Annotated in this window: 21 protein-coding genes; 5 read left to right on the top strand and 16 right to left on the bottom strand. The window is 62.0% G+C overall.

The genetic code is table 11. The annotated features are described in order from the left end of the window. Positions 1-25: 25 nt before the first annotated feature. On the bottom strand, positions 26-835 hold the full coding sequence (locus AACI_RS07990) for a DODA-type extradiol aromatic ring-opening family dioxygenase (RefSeq protein WP_012810941.1): 810 nt from the start codon (positions 833-835) through the stop codon (positions 26-28). A gap of 179 nt (positions 836-1,014) precedes the next feature. Here AACI_RS07990 and AACI_RS07995 point away from each other — a divergent pair, with 179 nt between their 5' ends. Next, the gene (locus tag AACI_RS07995; protein ID WP_012810942.1) at positions 1,015-1,842 is read left to right on the top strand and encodes an IclR family transcriptional regulator; all 828 of its coding nucleotides are present in this window, start codon (positions 1,015-1,017) and stop codon (positions 1,840-1,842) included. Here AACI_RS07995 and AACI_RS08000 read toward each other — a convergent pair. The 3 genes from AACI_RS08000 to AACI_RS08010 form a co-directional block, all read right to left on the bottom strand. Continuing rightward, positions 1,809-2,996: a 4-hydroxybenzoate 3-monooxygenase gene (locus AACI_RS08000; RefSeq protein WP_012810943.1), complete on the bottom strand. Its 1,188-nt coding sequence runs from the start codon at positions 2,994-2,996 to the stop codon at positions 1,809-1,811. The genes AACI_RS07995 and AACI_RS08000 overlap by 34 nt on opposite strands. A 276-nt stretch (positions 2,997-3,272) precedes the next feature. After that, positions 3,273-3,983: a CDP-alcohol phosphatidyltransferase family protein gene (locus tag AACI_RS08005; RefSeq protein WP_012810944.1), complete on the bottom strand. Its 711-nt coding sequence runs from the start codon at positions 3,981-3,983 to the stop codon at positions 3,273-3,275. Next, positions 3,976-4,728 carry a phosphocholine cytidylyltransferase family protein gene (locus tag AACI_RS08010; RefSeq protein ID WP_012810945.1) on the bottom strand — a complete coding sequence of 251 codons (753 nt, stop codon included), beginning with the start codon at positions 4,726-4,728 and terminating at the stop codon, positions 3,976-3,978. Before AACI_RS08010 ends, AACI_RS08005 begins: the two co-directional genes overlap by 8 nt. 271 nt (positions 4,729-4,999) lie before the next feature. Between AACI_RS08010 and glnA the strand changes: the two genes are divergently transcribed. Beyond that, on the top strand, positions 5,000-6,421 hold the full coding sequence (gene glnA, locus AACI_RS08015) for a type I glutamate--ammonia ligase (RefSeq protein ID WP_012810946.1): 1,422 nt from the start codon (positions 5,000-5,002) through the stop codon (positions 6,419-6,421). A gap of 57 nt (positions 6,422-6,478) precedes the next feature. Here glnA and AACI_RS08020 read toward each other — a convergent pair whose 3' ends face one another. Next, complete coding sequence (locus AACI_RS08020; protein WP_012810947.1) at positions 6,479-7,018, bottom strand: DUF84 family protein; 540 nt, start codon at positions 7,016-7,018, stop codon at positions 6,479-6,481. 142 nt (positions 7,019-7,160) lie between these two features. Here AACI_RS08020 and AACI_RS08025 point away from each other — a divergent pair, with 142 nt between their 5' ends. Beyond that, positions 7,161-8,426: an FAD-dependent oxidoreductase gene (locus AACI_RS08025; RefSeq protein WP_012810948.1), complete on the top strand. Its 1,266-nt coding sequence runs from the start codon at positions 7,161-7,163 to the stop codon at positions 8,424-8,426. A gap of 35 nt (positions 8,427-8,461) precedes the next feature. On the opposite strand, the gene AACI_RS08030 is transcribed toward AACI_RS08025, so the two are convergent. Next, positions 8,462-9,730, bottom strand: a complete 1,269-nt coding sequence (locus AACI_RS08030; protein ID WP_245530484.1) for an NRAMP family divalent metal transporter — start codon at positions 9,728-9,730, stop codon at positions 8,462-8,464. Between the two features lie 137 nt (positions 9,731-9,867). Here AACI_RS08030 and csaA point away from each other — a divergent pair, with 137 nt between their 5' ends. Then, positions 9,868-10,200 carry a chaperone CsaA gene (gene csaA / locus AACI_RS08035; RefSeq protein ID WP_012810950.1) on the top strand — a complete coding sequence of 111 codons (333 nt, stop codon included), beginning with the start codon at positions 9,868-9,870 and terminating at the stop codon, positions 10,198-10,200. Positions 10,201-10,209: 9 nt separating this feature from the next. Here csaA and AACI_RS08040 read toward each other — a convergent pair whose 3' ends face one another. From AACI_RS08040 to AACI_RS08050, 3 genes are all read right to left on the bottom strand, one after another. Next, positions 10,210-11,166: an Mbeg1-like protein gene (locus AACI_RS08040; RefSeq protein ID WP_012810951.1), complete on the bottom strand. Its 957-nt coding sequence runs from the start codon at positions 11,164-11,166 to the stop codon at positions 10,210-10,212. Positions 11,167-11,354: 188 nt separating this feature from the next. Beyond that, positions 11,355-11,594: a hypothetical protein gene (locus AACI_RS08045; protein WP_008338149.1), complete on the bottom strand. Its 240-nt coding sequence runs from the start codon at positions 11,592-11,594 to the stop codon at positions 11,355-11,357. Between the two features lie 177 nt (positions 11,595-11,771). After that, positions 11,772-13,130 carry a UDP-N-acetylmuramoyl-tripeptide--D-alanyl-D-alanine ligase gene (locus AACI_RS08050; RefSeq protein WP_245530486.1) on the bottom strand — a complete coding sequence of 453 codons (1,359 nt, stop codon included), beginning with the start codon at positions 13,128-13,130 and terminating at the stop codon, positions 11,772-11,774. Between the two features lie 58 nt (positions 13,131-13,188). Here AACI_RS08050 and AACI_RS08055 point away from each other — a divergent pair, with 58 nt between their 5' ends. Next, positions 13,189-14,340 (top strand): D-alanine--D-alanine ligase, encoded by a 1,152-nt coding sequence (locus AACI_RS08055; RefSeq protein WP_012810953.1) that lies wholly within the window; start codon positions 13,189-13,191, stop codon positions 14,338-14,340. Between the two features lie 36 nt (positions 14,341-14,376). On the opposite strand, the gene AACI_RS08060 is transcribed toward AACI_RS08055, so the two are convergent. From AACI_RS08060 to surE, 7 genes are all read right to left on the bottom strand, one after another. Beyond that, a complete protein-coding gene (locus AACI_RS08060) occupies positions 14,377-15,132 on the bottom strand; it encodes a DnaD domain-containing protein (protein ID WP_012810954.1) in 756 nt (251 codons plus the stop codon). Positions 15,133-15,152: 20 nt separating this feature from the next. Next, complete coding sequence (asnS, locus tag AACI_RS08065; RefSeq protein WP_012810955.1) at positions 15,153-16,448, bottom strand: asparagine--tRNA ligase; 1,296 nt, start codon at positions 16,446-16,448, stop codon at positions 15,153-15,155. A gap of 93 nt (positions 16,449-16,541) precedes the next feature. Next, positions 16,542-18,053 carry an ATP-dependent metallopeptidase FtsH/Yme1/Tma family protein gene (locus AACI_RS08070; protein ID WP_012810956.1) on the bottom strand — a complete coding sequence of 504 codons (1,512 nt, stop codon included), beginning with the start codon at positions 18,051-18,053 and terminating at the stop codon, positions 16,542-16,544. Beyond that, positions 18,050-18,589: a hypothetical protein gene (locus AACI_RS08075; protein WP_012810957.1), complete on the bottom strand. Its 540-nt coding sequence runs from the start codon at positions 18,587-18,589 to the stop codon at positions 18,050-18,052. Before AACI_RS08075 ends, AACI_RS08070 begins: the two co-directional genes overlap by 4 nt. A gap of 104 nt (positions 18,590-18,693) precedes the next feature. Further along, the gene (locus tag AACI_RS08080; RefSeq protein WP_012810958.1) at positions 18,694-19,206 is read right to left on the bottom strand and encodes a hypothetical protein; all 513 of its coding nucleotides are present in this window, start codon (positions 19,204-19,206) and stop codon (positions 18,694-18,696) included. Beyond that, complete coding sequence (locus AACI_RS08085; protein WP_012810959.1) at positions 19,203-19,382, bottom strand: YpmA family protein; 180 nt, start codon at positions 19,380-19,382, stop codon at positions 19,203-19,205. Before AACI_RS08085 ends, AACI_RS08080 begins: the two co-directional genes overlap by 4 nt. A gap of 16 nt (positions 19,383-19,398) precedes the next feature. After that, on the bottom strand, positions 19,399-20,175 hold the full coding sequence (gene surE / locus AACI_RS08090; RefSeq protein WP_012810960.1) for a 5'/3'-nucleotidase SurE: 777 nt from the start codon (positions 20,173-20,175) through the stop codon (positions 19,399-19,401). Positions 20,176-20,180 lie beyond the last annotated feature (5 nt).

Genomic DNA, 20,180 nt, shown 5'->3' on the forward strand with positions numbered 1-20,180 from the left:
CATCTCGAACAATTCGTCGTAAGACTCAACTTGCATCGCGATATCTGATCGTCAGCACGGGGTTCCCGGAACCCGACGAGGGACCGTAACCGTGCAACTCTCCCTCGAACTGCTTCCGCAACACGCCGAGCAACACCGCCACGTGGCGGCCGCCGGACTCCACGCCCGCCGCCCGCACGTACGACGGCAGCATGCTCACGGCCGACGCCTTGTCGCCCTTGACGAGATATTGGCAAAATTCGCGATCCAGCGCCTGTTCCGTGAGGTTCGGCCATTTCTCCGGCCCGCGCCCCAGGTTGTGCGCGAGCGCCCCGCTCGCCAAGAACACCACCCGCTCCGGCGACTCGAGAAACACGTCCCCCATCACTTCGCCCCAGCGCATCGACTCCTCGAGCGACGCGGCCCAACACACGGACAGAGCCACCACAGGCGTGGGCCGCTTGAGCAAGTACCGAAGCGGAACCACGGTGCCGTAGTCCCACACGTAGGTCGGATCGTCCACCGCGACGACCTGAAGACCGTTTCGCTGCCCCGCCTCCACCAGTCGCCTGCCGAGCTCCGGATGACCCGGGTGGTCATACGGCACGTCGCTGATCAGATCCGGGCACTCCACGGCCGTCAAAATGCCTTTGTGCCGCGGCGTGACGTCCACGTAGTGCATGAAGCTGGACATCCAGTGGCACGAGATGATCACCACCACGTCAGGCCGGATCTGGTCGATCACGTCCGCGCACTTCAACATCGCCTCGACCATCGGCTTCTGAAATTCCGGAACCCGATCCCGATGGCAGATCCTCGGCGTGTGCGGCGTGATCATGGCCAATTCCAGACTCATTTCAATCCCTCCCCGAATGGAACCGTTGCGTGCATCCCCCTCCGCGGCGGAAGGCTCCTCCGACTGCTGCACCCATGGTAGCACGCTGAAAGCGCTCGCTGTACGCTCTTGTTTCTCTATGCGGAACGTGATACACCATTCCTAGAAGCGCTTTCACTTCCACAGGGGAGGGATGGCCCATGCCGAGGCAGTCGGATGCGCGCACGCTCTCGTCACTCCGCCACGCGCTGCAGGCTCTCCGCTGCTTTTCCCAAGACGAACCCGAGCTCGGCATCACGGAGATTTCGCGCAAACTCGGCCTCTCCAAAAGCACCGTGCACCGAATCATGGCGACCCTCGCCGAAGAGGGGTTTGTGCACCGGGATGAGGAGACGCACCGGTATCGACTCGGCCTTTCCGTGCTGAGCCTCGGCGGCATCATCATGTCCAACCTCGAGATCTGCCGGGAAGGTCAGCATCTCCTGGAGGAGTTCGTGCATCGCTTCGACGAGACCGTGCACCTTGCGGTGTTGGAGGACTTCTGCACCGTCTACGTCAGCAAGCTCGAGTGCAAGCACCCCGTGCAAATTGCGACCCACGTCGGCCGCCGCAACCCGCTCTACTGCACGAGTTCCGGCAAGGTCATTCTCGCCTACCAAGACGAATCGATGATCGAAGAGGTCATTCGGCGCGGCCTTCAGCCCTTCACGCCCAACACCATCACGGATCCGAACCGCCTCCGAACCGTCCTCGCGCAGATCCGCGAGGCAGGATACGCGACGAGCGTCGGCGAACTCCGCCCGGGCGTCAACAGCGTCGCGGCACCGGTCCGCGATTACACGCGGCGCGTGATGGGCGCCGTGACCGCTGTGGGACCCGCCGCTCGATTCACGGACGAGAAGATGAAGTCGCTCGCCAAGACCCTCATCTCCATCAGCAAGGAGATCTCGAACCGCCTCGGCTACTATGAGCGGCTACCGTCGCGCACGCGCCTTCAGGTGTCCCACTCGATAGGCAGGCCGACGTAATTCTCGGCGATGGTCGCGAGCCCGTGCCGGGAGGACGTGATGTAATCCAATTCCGCCAACTGAATCTCTCGTTCAAACGGCGAGTGCTCGGAGAAACGGTGCAGCATCTGCGTCATGAAATACGAAAATCGCTCCGCTTTCCACACGCGCCGGAGACAGATCGCGGAATACCGCTGTAACAGATGGTCCGATCCGTCTCGATAGTAGCGCGCGATGGCCTCCGCGAGGACGCGCGCGTCGGACACCGCGAGATTCAACCCCTTGGCACCCGTCGGCGGCACGATGTGAGCGGCGTCGCCCGTCAAGTACAGGCGCCCGTACTGCATGGGCGCGCAGACAAAGCTCCGCATCTGCACGATGGACTTCTGCAGGATGGGGCCTTCGATGGGCTCCCACCCGTCCTCCGTGGCGAGCCGCAGGCGCAACTCCTCCCAGATGCGGTCGTCCGACCAGTTGCGGATGTCGTCGTCCGCGTCCACCTGCAGGTACATGCGCTGGATCTCCGGGGACCGCGTGCTGACCAGTGCAAAACCCCGGTCGCTGTTGCTGTAAATGAGCTCCCGGCTCGATGGAGGCGCCTGGGTCAGGATGCCGAGCCATCCCATGGGATACGTTTTCACAAACTCTTGGCGAGCGCTTTCAGGAATGGCCGCACGACTGGGCCCGTGAAATCCGTCACACCCGGCGATGAAGTCGCACTCCAGCAGTTCAAACGGCGCATCGGGATCCCGCCGGAAGCGGATGCGCGGCCGCTCGGTGTCGATGGCTTCGAGAGACACGTCCTGTACGGAAAAGAGGATCTCTCCTCCCTGCGCTAGACGGGCCGCGACGAGATCCTTGATCACCTCGTGCTGCGCGTAGAGCGTGACGCACTTGCCGGTCAACTCCTTGAGCGGGATTCGGCGCCCTCGGCCTCGGAAGCGGAATTCGATTCCCTCGTGCTCCTCACCGAGTTTCTCCATGCGGCGATGCACGCCCAGTTCGCGCATGAGATCGGCCGTGCCCTGTTCCAACACGCCCGCTCGAATCGTTTGCTCGATGGCCTGGCGCGAGCGCGCCTCAAGCACCACCGACTCCACGCCGCGCTGCGCCAGCAACAGTGACAGCATGAGACCCGCAGGGCCGGCCCCAAGGATCCCCACCTGTGTCCGCATGAGTCTCCACCTCGCGTTCCACGAATTGGATTCGGATGAAACCTTCCAAATCCAGTCTAACGCGAAGCTTCGACCCGGCCCAGCCCTGTGTTCCGTGATGCGGAATGACACCCATGCTCCTCTCCGCCATCCTACTCGGCCGCGCGGTGCGCGACATTCGCCCGCCTGCTCGGCGCGGTTTCACTTTGTTGCCGAACTCGAGAAAGAGAAAAAAGACGCGGGAGCGCTGAGCAGGCTCCTGCGTCGAAGATGGGACAGCTGATGTGCTGGACAGACCTATTGGATCCCTCGAGACCACTTGTACAACTGCACCGCCGGCCGATAGGCGCACATCGCAAGACCCAGGATCGCGACAAAGTGAAACAAGGCCGCGATCGCGTTGAACGCCACAAAGACGAGGAGAGCAAAATACTGCTCCCCGATAATGAAGCCGCGGAAAGGAACCAAGCTCCGCCACCGCTGGGCTCGTCGAAACGCCGTATCGTTGGAGCCCGCGTCAGCGCCCGCGGACGCCATCTGCCGAGGCTTGAACCGGATCTGCCCGTAGTACTCGAGCAAATACAGGGCAAAGAGCGCCGTCATCGCCCACGCCCACAGGCCTGTGGCGTTTGGGTGCCAGCGCGTGTAACCGTACGCGAGGCTGAAGTAGATGGCGAACTCCTTGATGCGATCCGCGACCTGATCCAACCAACCGCCGATGGCGGAAAATTGCTGGCGATATCGCGCCAACTGACCGTCCGCGCAATCGAAGACGTAGGAGATTTCGACCAACACGAGCCCAGCGATCACGTCGCCCCGGATGCCCGTCGAAAATCCCACACACCCAAGCAGGCACAGAAAAAGCGAGAACAGCGTGATCTGATTGGGCGTCACGGGCGTGTTGCGCAACAGGTAGACGAGCCGGATTGAGAGCGGATAAAACAAGTAATTCGTCCAGATATCGATGGGACGCTTCGCACATGCGTCGATGCGCTTGAGCTCAGACATCGCGCTCCGCCCCTTGCGCGGCGAGGAGCCGAGGCACCACGCTTTCCACGGCGTACTGGTAGTCCTCGGGAAAATCGATCTCGACGCAAGGCAGGCCCGTGACGTCCACAGCGACCAAGCCCGATTTATCCTCCAAATGATCCAGGGCGTACTCAAAGAACTGCATCTCGTTGCCTTCCACGGCGAGATCGAGCACCCTTTGGCGGAACCGCTCGGCGAATTGACCCGCGAATTTCGCCACGCCGATAAATTCGCCTTCGCACACCGCGGGGTCCAGGTGCTTCCCGATGGCGACGATCTGGCCCGACCGAACCTCCACCTTGACCTCTTCGTCTCGGCACTGTTTCTTGTCGACAGCCAGATAGCCGCCCTCTTGTCCCGGGACGAGGCGCTCCAGGATGCGGGCGTCGTAGACCACGTCCGCGTTCATATAAAAGAAATCGCCGCGCCAGTCGCGCAACGCATGGCTGAGCGAGAACAGCGTGTTGGTCGACTCATACGCCGGATTTTCGATGAATCGCACATTGAAGGAAGGATACTGCGTCCGGACGTAGTCCTGAACCATCTCTTTCCGATAACCCACGACGATGATGACGTCGTGGACGCCGTTTTTGCCCAGCGCTTCAAACTGCCAGTCGATGACCGCCTTCGGCCCCACCGGCAACAGGCATTTGGGTCGATCGTCGGTCAGTGGGCGCATGCGGCGCGACACGCCAGCCGCCAGGATGATTGCGGTCGGTTTCATCTCGGAATTCCCCCATAACCCGCGACTGCAAGATGCTTGTCCACGGTTGCCAGAATGGTTAGCCAAAAATGAGCCCGATATACGACTATACTTTGTCGAATCTCAAAAAAACCTCAAAAAGCGACACACGCCGAGGCCATCCTACACGCCGCGACGGCGTGCGACAAATTCTCGCCTTATGTAAGGTATTCTCACATAAAGCATTGACGTTGGTTCGAAACGACTCCTATAATGAGCGCAGTTCAGCGCTGCACAGTGGGAGGAATCGAACTTGACGCCGCGCGATATTCTCGAACTCATGAAGCAACACGAGGTTCAGATGGTTGATTTTCGCATTGTGGACGTCCCAGGCCGCCAGCATCACGTCACCGTGCCCGCGGCCGAGATCGACGAAGAGGTCTTGGAACGAGGGGTCGCGTTTGATGGATCGAGTGTCCCTGGGTTTCGGGGCATCGAAGAGAGCGACATGGTGATGCGCCCGGTGCTGGAGACGGCCTTCCTGGATCCCTTCACGGAGGTCCCGACGCTCGCCGTCACGTGCAACGTGTACGAACCGAGCGGAAACCGGTACGAGCGTGATCCCCGCTACATCGCAGAGAAAGCAGAGCAATACCTGAAGTCGACGGGCATTGCGACGACCGCCTACTTTGGGCCGGAGTTGGAGTTCTTTATTTTCGACGACGTCCGGTTCGACTCCACGCAGAGCGGTGCGTTCTACGCCATCGACTCCGAGGAAGCGGTGTGGAACACGGGCACCGGCGTGAAAAACCTCGGCTATCACGTAAAGAACAAGAGTGGCTATTTCCCCGTCGCACCGACGGATACCCAGCAGGATATCCGCACCGAAATGGTGCTCGAGTTGATGAAGGCCGGCATTCGCGTCGAGCGGCATCACCATGAGGTTGCCACGGCGGGTCAGGCGGAGATCAACTTCCGATTCGGCACCCTCACCCGCACCGCGGACACGGTCATGACGTACAAGTACATCGTGCGCAACGTCGCTCGCCGGCACGGCAAGACGGCCACGTTCATGCCGAAGCCGATTTTCGGCGACAACGGTTCGGGTATGCACGTTCACCAGAGCCTGTTCAACGGCGACGAACCGCTGTTCTATCGTGAAGGCGGCTACGCCAATTTGAGCGAGATTGCGCTTCAATACATTGCGGGCATTCTTTATCACGCTCCGGCGATTCTCGCGTTCTCCAACCCGAGCACGAACTCCTACAAGCGCCTGGTGCCCGGGTACGAAGCGCCGGTCAACCTGGTGTTCTCGCGCGGCAACCGCAGTGCGGCCATCCGCGTTCCCGTGGCCGTCGTTTCACCGAAGACCGCGCGCATTGAGTTCCGCACGCCGGATTGCACGGCCAACCCGTACCTGGCGTTTGCGGCCATGCTCATGGCGGGCTTGGACGGGATCCGCCGGAAGCTCGATCCGACGGAGCTCGGGTTCGGCCCCATCAACAAAAACATCTACGAGCTCTCCGCCGAAGAAAAGGCGCAGATCAAGAGCGTGCCAGGCTCGCTCGGCGAGGTGCTCGACGCGCTCGAAGCCGATCACGAGTTTCTCCTGGAAGGCGGCGTGTTCACGAAGGACTTCATCCGCAACTGGATCGACTTCAAGCGGAACAACGAACTAGCGCCGCTCCACCTGCGCCCGCATCCGTACGAGTTCTCGCTGTACTTCGACCTGTGATGATGGAAGGGCCGCGCACCCGTCGTGGGTTGCGCGGCCTCGCGTTCGTCAACGCTCTCAAGCCCTCCGCGCTTCGCCGAAAGCGGCGGCGAGCGCGCAGATGAGCGCGTCGCGGAACATGCCGGATCGCGTGATTCGCCCCCCGGTCAAGACGCCAATGGCCCCTTCCCCGTGGCGAAGCCCCGTCTTTCCCATCCACGCGTCCATGACGTCGCCAAGCTCCATACCGGCGCGAATGCCTTGGGCGATCTCGTCCGGCAGCATCATGCGCAGGCCGCCCCCGACCGCCACCTCGTCGTCGCCGTACGCCACGGCCGCCCAGTTGACGAGCATCATGCCGTGCTCCGTCTCCTCGACGCCGCCCTCCAGTCCCACGCCGACGTGAGCTCCGGTCTCCCGCCTCGCCCGCCTCGCCCGCTCGACGGCTCCTCGCCGCGTCTCCTCGTCCGACAGCGGCTGCGCCCGCACCCCGGACGGCACGTTCACGCACTCGATCTCGCCGCGGACGCCGAACGCATCGAGTGCGCGCTCCACCGCATCTCGCTTCGCCCGGTTGAGCGATCCAAGCGCCACGCGCATCGTCGCTTCATTCCGCATCTTCCATCCATCACCTGCCCGCTTCCATTGTAGCGATCTCGTTCGCCGCGATCGACATCCCACGACCGAATCTCCCATATTCGCGACTCTGCCGATGTTGTATGATAGACATGCGTTGTGGACGGGGCCGGGAGGTTGAAATGTGAGTCAGCAGACGTTGCGATATGACGTGGTCGTGGTCGGCGGCGGAAGCGCTGGCGTCGCCGCCGCGGTGGGGGCGGCCAACCTCGGGGCGAAGACGCTCATCGTCGAGCGCAACCCGTATTTCGGCGGCGCGGCGACGCACGCGTCCGTGCTGACCATCTGCGGCTTGTTCGCGCAGCGGGAGCCGCTCGAGCCGGTCGTCGGCGGCGTGGGTCGGCGGCTTCTCGAGAAACTGGACGAGATCGGGAAGTACTACGGACCGCTTCGAAACCCCGGGTCCGGGAATGTGATTGTTCCTTTAGACGCTGAGGGAACCAAGTTCGCCCTCGACCAGCTGATCCTCGAAGCGGGCGTCGATGCCCGACTGCACACGACGGTCATCGGTTGTGATGTTGAACGCGATCGCATCCGTGCCATTCATTGCTTCCATCACGGCGGGGTGTTCTCCATCGAGGCCACATCGTTTGTCGACGCGAGCGGAGAAGCCGATCTCGCCTTCATGAGTGGCAACGGCGTCCGATACGGCGACGAAGAAGGCCGCGTGCAAGCGGGAACCTTGGTGATGCAGTTCGGTGGCGTCTCCCCGGACGTACAGCTTCACCGACACCAGTTCACGGCGGCCGTCTGGCAGGCCAAGCGCCAAGGGGACACCGTGCTGACCAAGGACAGGGGCATGGTGATCCGGCTGCCGGGATCGCAACACGTGCTCGCGCTCTTCGCCGACGAAGCGGTCAACGGGCTCGACAGCGCCAGCCTCACGCAGGCGGAGATGTCGGCACGGCGGCAGGCGTGGGCTTATCTTGAGGCGTTTCGTCAACATGTGCCTGGGTTCAAGGATGCGTACCTCGTGGCGACGGGTCCGAGCATCGGCGTGCGCGAGACCCGACATATCGATGGCGAATACCGCTTGACAGGCGAGGAGGTGCTGAATGCGGCGAGATTTGAGGATGCCATCGCCCGAGGAGGGTGGCCGGTCGAGGTCCACCAGCCCGGCGAGCCGCCGCGCTACCAGCACATCCGGGATCGCGCGTACTACGAGATCCCACTGCGATCCCTGAAGGCGCGCGATCGCACCAATCTGTGGTGCGCAGGGCGCGTGATCGACTGCGATCCGACGGCCTTCGCGTCCGCGCGCGTCATGGGCACGGCGCTCGCCACGGGCCATGCGGCGGGCGTCGCCGCCGCGCTGCAGGCGTCGTACGGCGAGGCGCCTGCCGCCGCAACCGTGCGCGAGGAGTTGCAGCGACAGGGCGCGATGGTTTGACCCGCGGGGATGAGCAAGCGAAAGGGCCTGCGCCGTCAGACGACGATCTGCAGGCCCATGTACACGCCAAACGCCATCACGATGAAGGATAGCCCGGTCACAATCCATCGGTACCATCCGCGCATGCGGTATTCGGGCGGAAGTGCACGGCGCTCGAGCAGCAACAGGAAGCCGAGCACGATGGGCAACAGGAGCGAGTTCATCACCTCGGTGTCCACCGAGAGGTTGATCAGGTTCAGGCCGCTGAAGACGAGCGCCGCGCCGCCGATGTGCGCCAAGCTGTACACCGTGTAAAACGCCTTCGCGTCCTTCCACCGGGTGTTCAGGCTGTGGCGAATGCCCGTGACCTCGCCGATGCCCCACGCGCCCGCGAGCGACACGACGAGTGCGGCCACGAAGCTCGCGCCGAGCATGCCCAGGCCGAAGATCACCTTCGCCGCGGCCGCGCCGAGAAACGGCGTCAAGCCCTGCGCGATGTCGCCCACGGTCTCGAGCGGCGTGTTCGGATGCGTGCGCCCCACCGTCGCCGCGATCATGACGACCACCGCAATCATGATGACCTGGGTCAGAATCGATCCCAGGAACGTGTCCCAGCGGGCGAACCGAAGGTCGCGCAGGGTCAGCTTTCGATCGACCACCGCCGACTGCTGGTAAAAGATCATCCACGGCATGATGACCGCACCGACATTCGCCGCAAGCAGGTACACGTAGCTCGGGTGATCGAGCGGCACCGTCGCGAGACCCTGCAGCAGCTGATGCCAGGAGGGGTGCGCGAGCAGCGCCCCCGGCACCAGGGCCAGCTCAAACAACCCCATGGCGATCCCGACGCGTTCCACGCGCTTGTAGCTCCCCGTCAGCGCAAGAGCGATCAAGAGGACCGTCGCCGTGGATACCGTGTAGTACGGCGAGATGCCGAACAGTTCCCCCACGCCCGCGATGCCGGCAAACTCCGTGACCAGCGCGCCGATGGCGGACAAAAACAACGTGGACACGGAAATCCAGGCCCATCCGCGTCCAAAGTGATGGCGGATCAATTCCCCATGGCCGCGCCCCGTTACGAGTCCAAGGCGCACCGTAATTTCTTGCACCACATAGACAATCGGTATCAGGACCAACTGGGGCAGCACCATCGCGTAGCCCCACACCGCCCCGGACTGCGCGGCCGTGATCATGCACCCGGCGTCGGTGTTGGCGAGCATCACGAGGATACCAGGCCCTACCGTCGCAAGGAGCCGCCACCAAAAGCCTCGCGCCGCGCGAGGCGCCTCCGCCTGCATGACGTCCGTGTGTCCCATCAAGTCCATTCCTCTCGTTGCAAACACCATCTCGCCGCGGATAGGATATGGGATAGACGGAGTTTGCCGAATCTCTTTTCTATCGTTAGTCTAACCTAACACGAAACTTGATTGCAATGGTCAACATTCTCTGGAGGTGCGCGCGCATGGCGCAGATCGAAGATTTTCAGAAACTCGACATCCGGATTGGGACCGTCGTGAGAGCCGAGCCGTTCCCCGAAGCGCGGAAACCGGCCATCAAGCTGTGGATCGACTTCGGAGAAGAGATAGGGGTGCGCGCTTCGAGCGCGCAAATCACGCGGCGATATACCCCCGAGGAACTCGTCGGCAGACAAGTCGTGGCCGTCACCAATTTCCCGCCGCGGCGAATCGCCGGGTTTTCGTCGGAAGTGCTGGTGCTCGGAGGGCTGCCCGAAGAAGGGGATGTCGTCCTGCTCAAGCCCGACGCGCCCGTGCCGAACGGCACACCCATCGGATGAGCGATCGCTTCATGCCCGCTCTCCGGCGGCGGGCGCAGGACCGATGCCATCGGCATACGGGTAAAAGTAATGGTAAAACTCGTACATCTGGTGTTTATCGTACACCGACGCGTCGGGATCGGGGTTCGGAACGTCGATGACACTGCCCAGCGAGGTTCCGTAGCGGCTGAACACGTCGCCGTCAAAGTGGTAGTCCTTGACGGAGACCGATGGATCCGCCATGGGCTGAAACCCTGTGCCGATGGAATTGAACACGATCACGCCTGAAATCACCCATGGACCGGAGACTTTCCGCTCTTCGAGATAAACGGACTGCGCGAGCCAGCCACCCATCGAATGCCCTGTCAGGACCACGTGAATCGGCGACGGATGGACCGCCTGCGAGGCTCGGTTGCAGGCCAATGCAAAGAACGACTTCGCGGGCGTGAGTTGGTCGATCATGTTGGGAACGCTCAGATAAATTCCCGCGTCCGCGACCAGGTCCATCACGTTGTTCGTCGTTCCTCGGTACGAGATGACGACATCGGGCCCTTTCTGGTAAGCCACGGCGTAAAATCCCGCTTGGGACTCCTCGTTGTCGACAGCCAGAACGCGCCATCCCCGCAAATCGGAAAAGAACTCGTTCACGGCCTGAGCGTAGGTCTCATGCCAGTCCATGCCGTTCACGCGCTCGATTTCGTCGAGGAGGGACTTCGGCCCGCGGTGGGTGAGCGCCTCCCGTTCCATCTCGTCGAACGACTGCCCCACCTCTGGCGCCAGGTTGACGTAAGACAGATCTGTCATTTTCATCAACACGCCGTCGTAGATGCCGTTGGTGACATCGGACACCGAGGAGACGGAAGCCGAAGGTTTGGCATCGGGCACGCGCACAATGGCATTCACAGTAAGAAATCGGAAGGGCACGACAAGCATCGCGGACGCGGCCGTAAACGCGAAGAGTCGCTTCCAAAACGACGGCGATCGCACTCGCTTTGCCTCCTCCCTTCTCCGACGCCAGCAGTATACCATACCCGTCCGGCGACGGGGCCGTATCGTGCACTCGGAATCCCTGTATATTTGTTGCCACGATCCGACGGATTCAAACAAGAGGCGGGCGCGCCTCGACTGGCGCACGCCCGCCTCTTGCATCGATTCCGACCTGCGACGAACTGCATCTATACGTGAAACTTTCTCGTTTTGGACAAAAGCCGATCGGTCAACAGCTGTGAATTCAAAAAGTCCCGCGGACTAATGGTCGGCGTTTGGATGGCATGATTGGACGCGAACGTGAGGAACAAGCGCTTCGGCTTGCCGTACTTTTCGATCACGCTCGCCTTCGTCATGCCGTGGCGCGTCATGCAGTGCACGGACGTCAGTTCCTGCAACAGTTCGTTGCAGATCGGACAAGTGACCACGTGGCATTCCCCTTTCGCCGCCTAGCCGAGATTCCGATGCGACAGCCTGAGATCCCGCGGTGTCATCTTCGAAGGTGCGACAGTTTTATTTTACTCGAAAATACTGACGAAGCTAGGCAAATTCGTGTAAAAATCTCGTGACGACTCGGCGGCGAGGGCGGGGAGGCCCGCCCTGCTTCACAGCGCTGCGATGGCGTCCACGGCGCGATCGAGCTGGACCCCTCGAGAGGCCTTCACAAGCACGACGTCTCCCGGCTGGAGGTACGACCCGACGGACGCCAGGAGTTCTTCCAATGCGTTGAAGTGACGCACCACCGGTACGCCCGCCTCTTCTGCAGCACGCGCCATCTCCACCGCCAATACGCCCACACAAAGCAGTCGGTCTACGCCGGCCGACGCCACTCGGCGACCGACTTCCCGGTGGGCCTGGACGGCCATCTCCCCGAGTTCCAGCATGTCGCCGAGCACGGCGACGCGATGCCCCGGCCGCGCGATGCGCTCGAGGACTTCGAGGCTCGCGCCCACAGACGAAGGGCTTGCGTTGTACGCGTCGTCGATCACGGTCACATCACCAGCATCCACGAGGCGCAAGCGGCCCCGCTGCGCTTCGACGCGGCCCAGGCCAATCTGAATGTCGCCCAAGGAAATGCCGAGCGTCTGCCCGACCGCGATGGCGGCGAGCGCGTTCATCACGTTATGCTGGCCCAAGAGCCGAATGCGCAGGGTCGCGGTTCCGTGTGGCGTGTCGACCTCGAAGGACATGCCTTCCTGCGACCAGGTCACGGACGTGGCGCGGATGTCACACCCTTCGCCCATCCCGTACCACAGGATGCGCGCGCTCGTGCGGTGCTGCATCCGGCGAAGCCAGGGATCGTCTCCATTCAGCACGGCGATCCCGTCGTTCGGCAGGCTCGCGATGAGCTCTGTCTTCGCCAGGGCGATGTTCTCCTGGCTTCCCAGCAATTCGATGTGGTTGTAGCCAATGTGGGTGATGACGCCGATGTTGGGACGGGCGATGGTGCACAGTTCTTCAATTTGTCCTAAGCCGCGCATCCCCATCTCGAGAACCATGGCACGATGCGAGGCATCCCGCTGTAGAATGGTGAGGGGTAAGCCCAATTCGTTGTTCTGGTTCGCCGAGGTGTACACGCACGGGCCGAGCGCGCCGAGCACAGCCGCGACCATCTCCTTGGTCGTCGTCTTCCCATTCGACCCGGTGATGCCCACCACGGGCCCTTCGAATTGACCGCGTTCCCATCGAGCGAGGGCCTGCACCGCCTGCAGGGCGTTTTGCACCCGAATGCACGGCCCGAGCGCCGTCTTGACGTCTTCGGTGACGACGGCTACACTGGCTCCGCGGCGAAACGCTTCGTCGACAAACTGGTGTCCGTCGACGCGCTGCCCCACAAAAGCGACAAACGCGTGGCCCGGCTGAACCTGTCGATGGTCGATGGCCACGCCCGTGACGGTGACGTCCGGGGCTTCGTGGAGAACGGGGGTGCCCCCCACCACGCGCACGAAGTTCGCAAACGACATGGGTGTCATATGGGTTCGTTCCCCTCTACGCACGTTTTTGAAAAGGAGATGTGTGTCTGTGCCAAATCGCAAACTGAGGGTCGGCGTCATCTTTGGTGGAAAGTCCGGTGAACACGAGGTCTCGCTGCAGTCGGCCAAGTCGGTGATGGATGCGCTTGATCCTCTCCACTATACCACGATACCCATTGGGATTTCGAAGGACGGGCGTTGGCACGTCGGGAAGGGTGCGTGGAAGGCGCTCGAGGCGAAGCAGCCCGCCGCATTGCCGAGCAAAAGCGCTCAGAACGCCTCGTCCCCTTCCAACCGGTTCATCAACCCGGAAATTCAGGGGCTGTCACCCGTCGAGGTCAAGCGGTCGCCCGATTGGCTCCCTCCTGCGCTTGTGAACGAGATCGACGTCGTCTTTCCGGTGTTGCACGGAACCTTCGGCGAAGACGGCACAATTCAGGGGCTCTTGGAGATGGTGGGCATTCCCTACGTAGGATCCGGTGTGCTTGCCTCGGCCTTGGGTATGGACAAAATTGCTATGAAGCAAATTTTTTCGGCCGTGGGAATCCCGCAGGCGCGCTGGGTAGGATTCACGCGCGCTTCCTGGGCCCAGGATGACGGGCGGATCGTGCGGGAGATTGAAGAACAGCTCGGATATCCCTGCTTCGTCAAACCCGCGAATCTCGGATCGAGCGTCGGGATCTCCAAAGCTCGAAATCAGCGGGAACTCGTGGAGGCCGTCCATCTCGCCCTGTCCTACGACCGGCGCGTGATTGTGGAGGAGGCCATTGACGCCCGCGAGATCGAAATCGGCATTCTCGGCAACGACGATCCTATTGCGTCGGTTGCTGGCGAGATCGTCCCCAAGCGCGAATTTTATGATTATGAAGCGAAGTATCAGGACGGAGGCGCGGAGCTGCGCATTCCTGCAGACCTGTCGCCTGAGGAGCGAAAGGCCGTGGAATCGTACGCCATCCGGGCCTTCCAGGCCATCGACGGCTCAGGGCTGGCCCGAGTGGACTTTTTCGTCGAGCGAGGAACCGGCCGCGTGTTGGTGAACGAGATCAACACGATGCCCGGGTTCACGCGCTTCAGCATGTACCCGAAGCTCTGGGAAGCATCCGGATTGGCGTACGACAAGTTGCTGGACCGCCTCATTGAGCTCGCGCTGGAACGACACGCGGAGCGGAGCCAGCTTCTGAGATCGTATGACAAGGCGTAAACGACGGGCGCGGCTGGGAAACCAGCCGCGCTCTCGTCAGTCGGGAAAGAGTTCATAGAAACTGGCGTATCGCTCGTCGCGCACGGGCTCGCGTGCAGCTGTGCGCGGAGAGGCGGGTCGCGATCTCGGCTTCGACTGGCCGGCCTGGGGCTCGCCACGCCATTGAGCCTGTCTTTCGCGGTATTGCGCGCGGTACTGTTCGAGATCTTGCCGCGAGCGAACGTTGTTCTTCTGCCAGTTGTACAGGACCCGATCGATGTAGCGAAAACTATATTTGTTGGCCAACACGCTTTCTTTCAGCGCTTCGACGACGAGCCACTCGGGGTAGCCGTGTTCGCCGAGCCACGCCCTGAGCTGGTCGCACTCCAGGGAGGAGAGGGGACGGCCGAATTCCTCCTCGAACAGGCTGACGAGATCCTTCTCGGCAGGCGGAGGCTGCACCATGCGCCGGCGCCCCTTCAGCTTGTCCCATAGCGGCTGCAGATCGAAGTAGGTCACGTGCGCCCCCTGATCGTCGTACCGCTCGCCGATGGCGAGAAAACCTTCCGTGACGAGCCGCTCCACACACGCCATGACCTCTTTGCTCGACATGCCACAGCGCTCGCCCAGTTCGTGCGGGGATAGTTCCGTCGTGCCCTCCGTCTGCCCGCTCGCGAGGATCTGCAACAGCACGACGAGCTCATGCGGGTGCAGGCCGAGCTGAGCGAAGCGCCGCAGAAGATCGCACGGCACGGCGACAAACGGAGCACTCAGGTAGTCGCTGTTGCCACCTTGCCGGCCCGAAGGTTCCATTCGCTCGCCTCCCCTTGCGCTTAAGGCGCCATTCGGTAGAGCATGCGGGGAAACAGAATCGCTTCTCGGACGTGATCGAGCCCACAGATCCATGCGATCGTCCTTTCCAAGCCGAGGCCGAATCCGGAATGCGGCACGGAACCGTAGCGCCTCAGATCGAGATACCAGCCGTACGTCTCCTCTGGCAACCGATGTTCCTCAAAGCGCGCTTTCAGCAGTTCGTAGTCGTGAATGCGCTGGCTCCCCCCGATGATCTCGCCATAGCCTTCCGGGGCCAGCATGTCGGCGCAGAGCACCACCTCGGGCCGATCCGGATCAGGCTGCATGTAAAAGGCCTTCAGCTTGGTGGGATACCGCTCGATGAACACCGGCGTGTCAAACTGCTCCGCGAGCGCCGTTTCGTGCGGCGATCCGAAGTCGTCTCCCCAGGCGATGTCGAACCCGTGATCGCGCAGCCAGCGAATGGCATCGTCGTACGACATGCGGGCGAACGGCGCCCTGACCCGCTCCAGTCGGGCGATGTCCCGGCCGAGCAGCTCAAGCTCCGGCGCGCAGCGGTCGATCACCGATTGCACCACGTGCTCGACGAGCGCCTCCTGCACCCGCAGATTCTCCTCGTGCTCGACAAAGGCCATCTCGGGTTCCACCATCCAAAACTCAATGAGATGGCGCCTGGTCTTGGATTTCTCCGCCCGGAAACACGGGCCGAAGCAGTACACTTTCCCCAGCGCCATGGCCGCGGCCTCCATGTACAATTGGCCGCTCTGCGTCAAATAAGCCGTATCGTCGAAGTAGCGCGTCTCAAACAGCTCCGTGGTGTCCTCGCACGAGGCCGGCGTGAGGATGGGCGCGTCCACGCGCGTAAACCCGTTGTTGTCCAAAAACGCCTGGATGGCGCACTCGATCTCAGCGCGAATGCGGAGAATCGCCCGCTGCCTCGGCACGCGGATCCACAGATGGCGATGGTCGAGAAGAAAGTCGATCCCGTGCTCCTTCAGCGCGATGGGATACTCGTGCGCCAGCTGCACGGGCTCGATGTGACGGACGTCAATCTCGTATCCCCCCGGCGCGCGCGCGTCCTGGCGCACCGTCCCTTCGACGACAAGCGACGATTCCTGCGTGAGCGCATCGCTTGCCGCGAACGTCTCATCCGACACGTTCGACTTGACAACCACGCATTGAACGAGGCCTGTCCCGTCCCGGACCTGGAGAAAGTGGATCTTGCCACTCGAACGCTTGTTGTACAGCCATCCCCGCAACCGCACGTCCTGACCGACGTGATCGGCGAGTTGGCGAACCGTGGTCCATTCAGCCACGCCGTTTCCCCCCATACACGTACAAACGCGATACGCACCGATTATAGCAGAAAAGCGCAGGGGCTTGGCTTCCCCTGCGCCAGCTTCCGGTCGTCACTCGCTTGCCGTGGTCATTGCCGACGTGAGCTCGGCCGGCGCGAGTCCGTTCAGCCACTGGCGAAACTCGGCTCCGTCCACGCTTTCCTCGCGCACGACCTGCTTCGCGAGGCGAGCGATCTCGCCTTGATACGGCCGAAGCAAATCCCGCGTCGCCCGCTCCCGTTCGGCGAGAATGAAGCGCACCTCGCGCTCAAGGAGCCGCTCGGGCAGGTGCTCTTCGTCCACGATTCCGAGCCTGGACAGCCCACACCTCACCATCGTCCGCGCCAACTGAGACGCCTGTTGAAAATCGTTCTGCGCCCCCGTGCTTCGGTTCCCGTATTGAAGCTCCTCCGCCAGACAACCGGCCAGCGCGATATCGATCTGCTGTTCCAACTGGTCTTTCGTGTAGAGATACTGGTCATCTTCCGGGATCTGACGAACAAAGCCGAGCGCGCGGCCCCTTGGCGCGATGGTGATGTGAGAGACCGCACCGGGCCGCAGAAGCTCGGTCACGATGGCGTGTCCAATCTCGTGGACCGCCACGCGCTCCAACTCCTCGTCGGTCGGACGCCGCCCCGTCTTTTCGCCCATCAGGACCTTGTCGACCGCGTCTCGGAACATCTCCTGCCGGATCACGGACTCGCCCTTCCGGAGCGCCATGATGGCCGCTTCGTTGACCACGGCTTCGAGCTGCGCCCCCGAAAACCCGAAGGTTTCGCGGGCGATGTGTTCGAGATCCACGTCCGGCGCGAGGGGCTTGTTCTTCGTCTGGATTCGGAGAATGTGCAGGCGCCCCTCTTTATCCGGCAGATCGACTCGAATTTGCCGATCGAAGCGCCCCGGCCTGAGCAATGCCGGATCGAGCATATCCGGCCGGTTGGTGGCCGCCATGACGAGCACGAACGGATGCTGCGACGTGTTCATTCCGTCCATTTCGGTCAGCAACTGATTCAGCGTCTGATCATATTCCTGATGGCTGTGTTGACCACGCCGTCCGCCCACCACGTCGATCTCGTCGAGAAAGATGATGGCGCTGTCCTTGTTTTCTCGCTTCGCGAGCGCGCGGGCTCGGCGAAACAGGTCGCGCACGCGGCTCGCGCCCACGCCCACGTACATCTCGACAAATTCGGAGCCCGAGGCGGACAGGAACACCGAATCGGTGTAGGTGGCCGCGGCTTTCGCCATGAGCGTTTTCCCTGTTCCAGGAGGTCCCGTGAGCAGGATTCCCTTAATTGGCCGAATCCCGAGTTGCGCGATGCGGTCCCGATACCGCAAGAAGTCCAGCGCCTCCATCAACTCCCGCTTGGCGGACTCCTGCCCGCCGATCTCGTCAAACGAGACGTTCGGGCGAACCGCCACATCCCGGCCCGCAGGCGATTGCGCGTTGCGTCGGTCCAGGACCACCCACAGCATCGCCCCGAGTCCCGCGAGGAACAGGACAGGGATGATCTGAATCACGTGCAACATGCCCAAGAACGCCACCACGGCGATCCCGGTTCCGATGAGCCATTCGCGCATGGTCATGACGTCGCACCTCCCGCGCGCGACGCGTAAGGAATCACGCGATACAGGTAGTAGGGGCCTTTTTGCAACTGGAGGTAAATGTACGAATTATCCATGGTCAAGCGGTAGGCCATGTGGTACGACTTCGCCAGGCGCGCCACGTCGGAGGCCATTTGGGTATAATCCTCCTTGGCGATGCCCTGTTGGATATCGAGCTCGAACGCGCTCTCGAAGATCTGCGTGAGCGGCCCTTCGTGTGCGTCGCCGATGCGCACACTGACGTTCGTTCCAAGTTTGCGCTCTATTTCGTCGGATATGGCGTCGTAGGTCATCTGGAGGTCGCCTTGCTTCAGCGTCTGAAAGGGCCCCAGTTGGACCACCACCACATCCGGGCTTCCCGTCGTGATATCCACTTTTTCCACACCGGCAACCGACTGCAGGCTTTGTTTCAACGGATTCAGCAAGTTATAGTGTTGATAGGCCTGCCAGCCGCCGATGAGAAGCGCGAGCATCAGGAGCGCCGTCACGAAGATCGGCACAATGCGGATGCGAGACAAAGACCTCGCCCCCTTCTATCGCTGGTCTGTGCGGCTGCTGAGACCAGTATAGCACGCCGTCGAACATGTGTTCAGCCGCACTTGTTTCCCGCGCTTCCAGCCCTTCAGGAACGGACGAGCGCATCCTGCCACAAAAGTTGCCCCGTGGTGGCATTGAAATACAAAAAGGCCAGGCGCCCGTTTGAGCGTCCCATGACCTCGTACACCGCAGTTCCAGATTTGGCCCAACTCGGGGCGCCCTCGTCGCTCACCACGTAGCCGAGCGTGATGGACTGGACCTCGAGGCCGCGCGCCGCGGCCCGCTTTTCCACCTCGTCCGCGGGGAGAACCGCCGTCGAGGGCAACACAAAGGCCCTTCGCATCGCGGGGACGTAAAAGGCATACCACGTCCTTCCGAAGCCATCTTCGCCCCGGAACACGTCCTCCACGCCAGCCGCCGTGAACACGCTGTACGATTCCAGCCGGTCGAGAGGCGTGTGATCCAGCACATAGGTCGCCGCCTGCTGTTCGGCCGCCCAGTAGGGGCTCAACAAGTTCCAAAAGTACGTGAGAACGCCGATGCCGATCACGACCATCGCGATCGGCACCGAGATCCACAAAATCCTGCGCTTGGTCATGTTGCATCCGTCCGGTAAATCGTAATCTGCACTTTATCGGGGTGCTGTTCTGACTTGGCCATCCCGAAGATGACGTCCTTATCTTTCAGGTTTCGATTTAGAAAATCAATGAGGCGATACAGATCTTCCGAATTCGAACACACCATGGTTGCGTAGACGCTCCATTTGGAATCCAAACCATTCCACCCGCCGTCATGAACGAGATATCATGTCGTGTAAAAACTGGTCATTTGTGAAGTGGTACCTCAAAGGGGTCAAACTGATCTTGCCCGACCTCACCACGCCGATATCGACGAGTCCCTCGCCGGCCTCATCGATGATATCCCCTCCATAACGATACACTTCGTGCCCTTCCACGTCGAGTTCGCGTGAGAAAATGTCGTGGTACCTCCGCACGCCGAGGTCACACCACACGATGTCGGCGCGGGTCCACGTTTTCCTGCCGACGAAGGGAATATTGGCACTGAGGAAGGTGTCCGCAGGCAGATCGAGCTCGATGGCGAGTTCGATGAGCAGTCGACATGCCTCTTGCGCCGAGGCAAAGTCGAAAGGTGGACCGACGTGGGATAGCGCGAGCGCCTTGACCCCTTGCAAGGCCGCCTCGCCCGCGATGGCCACCGTCCCCGAATACAGCACATCGGTCGCCAGATTGGCACCGGCGTTGATACCCGACAGCACCAGATCGAACGGCCGCTCCGCGTGCAGAACGGCGAGCGCCCACTTGCAACAATCGACCGGCGTTCCCGAGAGCGCGAACGCATCGGACGCCCCCGGAACCTCGCGCCGCTCCACCCGAATCGTGCGGTGCAGGCTGATCCCGTGACTCGATGCGCTGCGCTGCCGGTCAGGAGCGGCCACGATGACCTCGCCAAAGGTCGACGCGACTTCGACCAGTGCGAACAGCCCCGCGGCCTGGATGCCATCGTCGTTGCAGATCAACATGCGCATGACGGCGTTCTCCTCTCTCATCACCT

It is taken from the genome of Alicyclobacillus acidocaldarius subsp. acidocaldarius DSM 446, assembly GCF_000024285.1.
Taxonomy (GTDB): Bacteria; Bacillota; Bacilli; order Alicyclobacillales; family Alicyclobacillaceae; genus Alicyclobacillus; species Alicyclobacillus acidocaldarius.

Coding starts and splice junctions, on each gene's coding strand:
- AACI_RS08030 (WP_245530484.1), bottom strand. CDS start 9,730: ATGGACTTGATGGGACACACGGACGTCATGCAGGCGGAGGCGCCTCGC.
- csaA (WP_012810950.1), top strand. CDS start 9,868: ATGGCGCAGATCGAAGATTTTCAGAAACTCGACATCCGGATTGGGACC.
- AACI_RS07995 (WP_012810942.1), top strand. CDS start 1,015: ATGCCGAGGCAGTCGGATGCGCGCACGCTCTCGTCACTCCGCCACGCG.
- AACI_RS08010 (WP_012810945.1), bottom strand. CDS start 4,728: ATGAAACCGACCGCAATCATCCTGGCGGCTGGCGTGTCGCGCCGCATG.
- AACI_RS08060 (WP_012810954.1), bottom strand. CDS start 15,132: ATGGAACCTTCGGGCCGGCAAGGTGGCAACAGCGACTACCTGAGTGCT.
- AACI_RS08005 (WP_012810944.1), bottom strand. CDS start 3,983: ATGTCTGAGCTCAAGCGCATCGACGCATGTGCGAAGCGTCCCATCGAT.
- AACI_RS08080 (WP_012810958.1), bottom strand. CDS start 19,206: ATGACCAAGCGCAGGATTTTGTGGATCTCGGTGCCGATCGCGATGGTC.
- AACI_RS08000 (WP_012810943.1), bottom strand. CDS start 2,996: ATGCGGACACAGGTGGGGATCCTTGGGGCCGGCCCTGCGGGTCTCATG.
- AACI_RS08050 (WP_245530486.1), bottom strand. CDS start 13,130: ATGTCGTTTGCGAACTTCGTGCGCGTGGTGGGGGGCACCCCCGTTCTC.
- AACI_RS08020 (WP_012810947.1), bottom strand. CDS start 7,018: ATGCGGAATGAAGCGACGATGCGCGTGGCGCTTGGATCGCTCAACCGG.
- AACI_RS07990 (WP_012810941.1), bottom strand. CDS start 835: ATGAGTCTGGAATTGGCCATGATCACGCCGCACACGCCGAGGATCTGC.
- AACI_RS08070 (WP_012810956.1), bottom strand. CDS start 18,053: ATGACCATGCGCGAATGGCTCATCGGAACCGGGATCGCCGTGGTGGCG.
- surE (WP_012810960.1), bottom strand. CDS start 20,175: ATGAGAGAGGAGAACGCCGTCATGCGCATGTTGATCTGCAACGACGAT.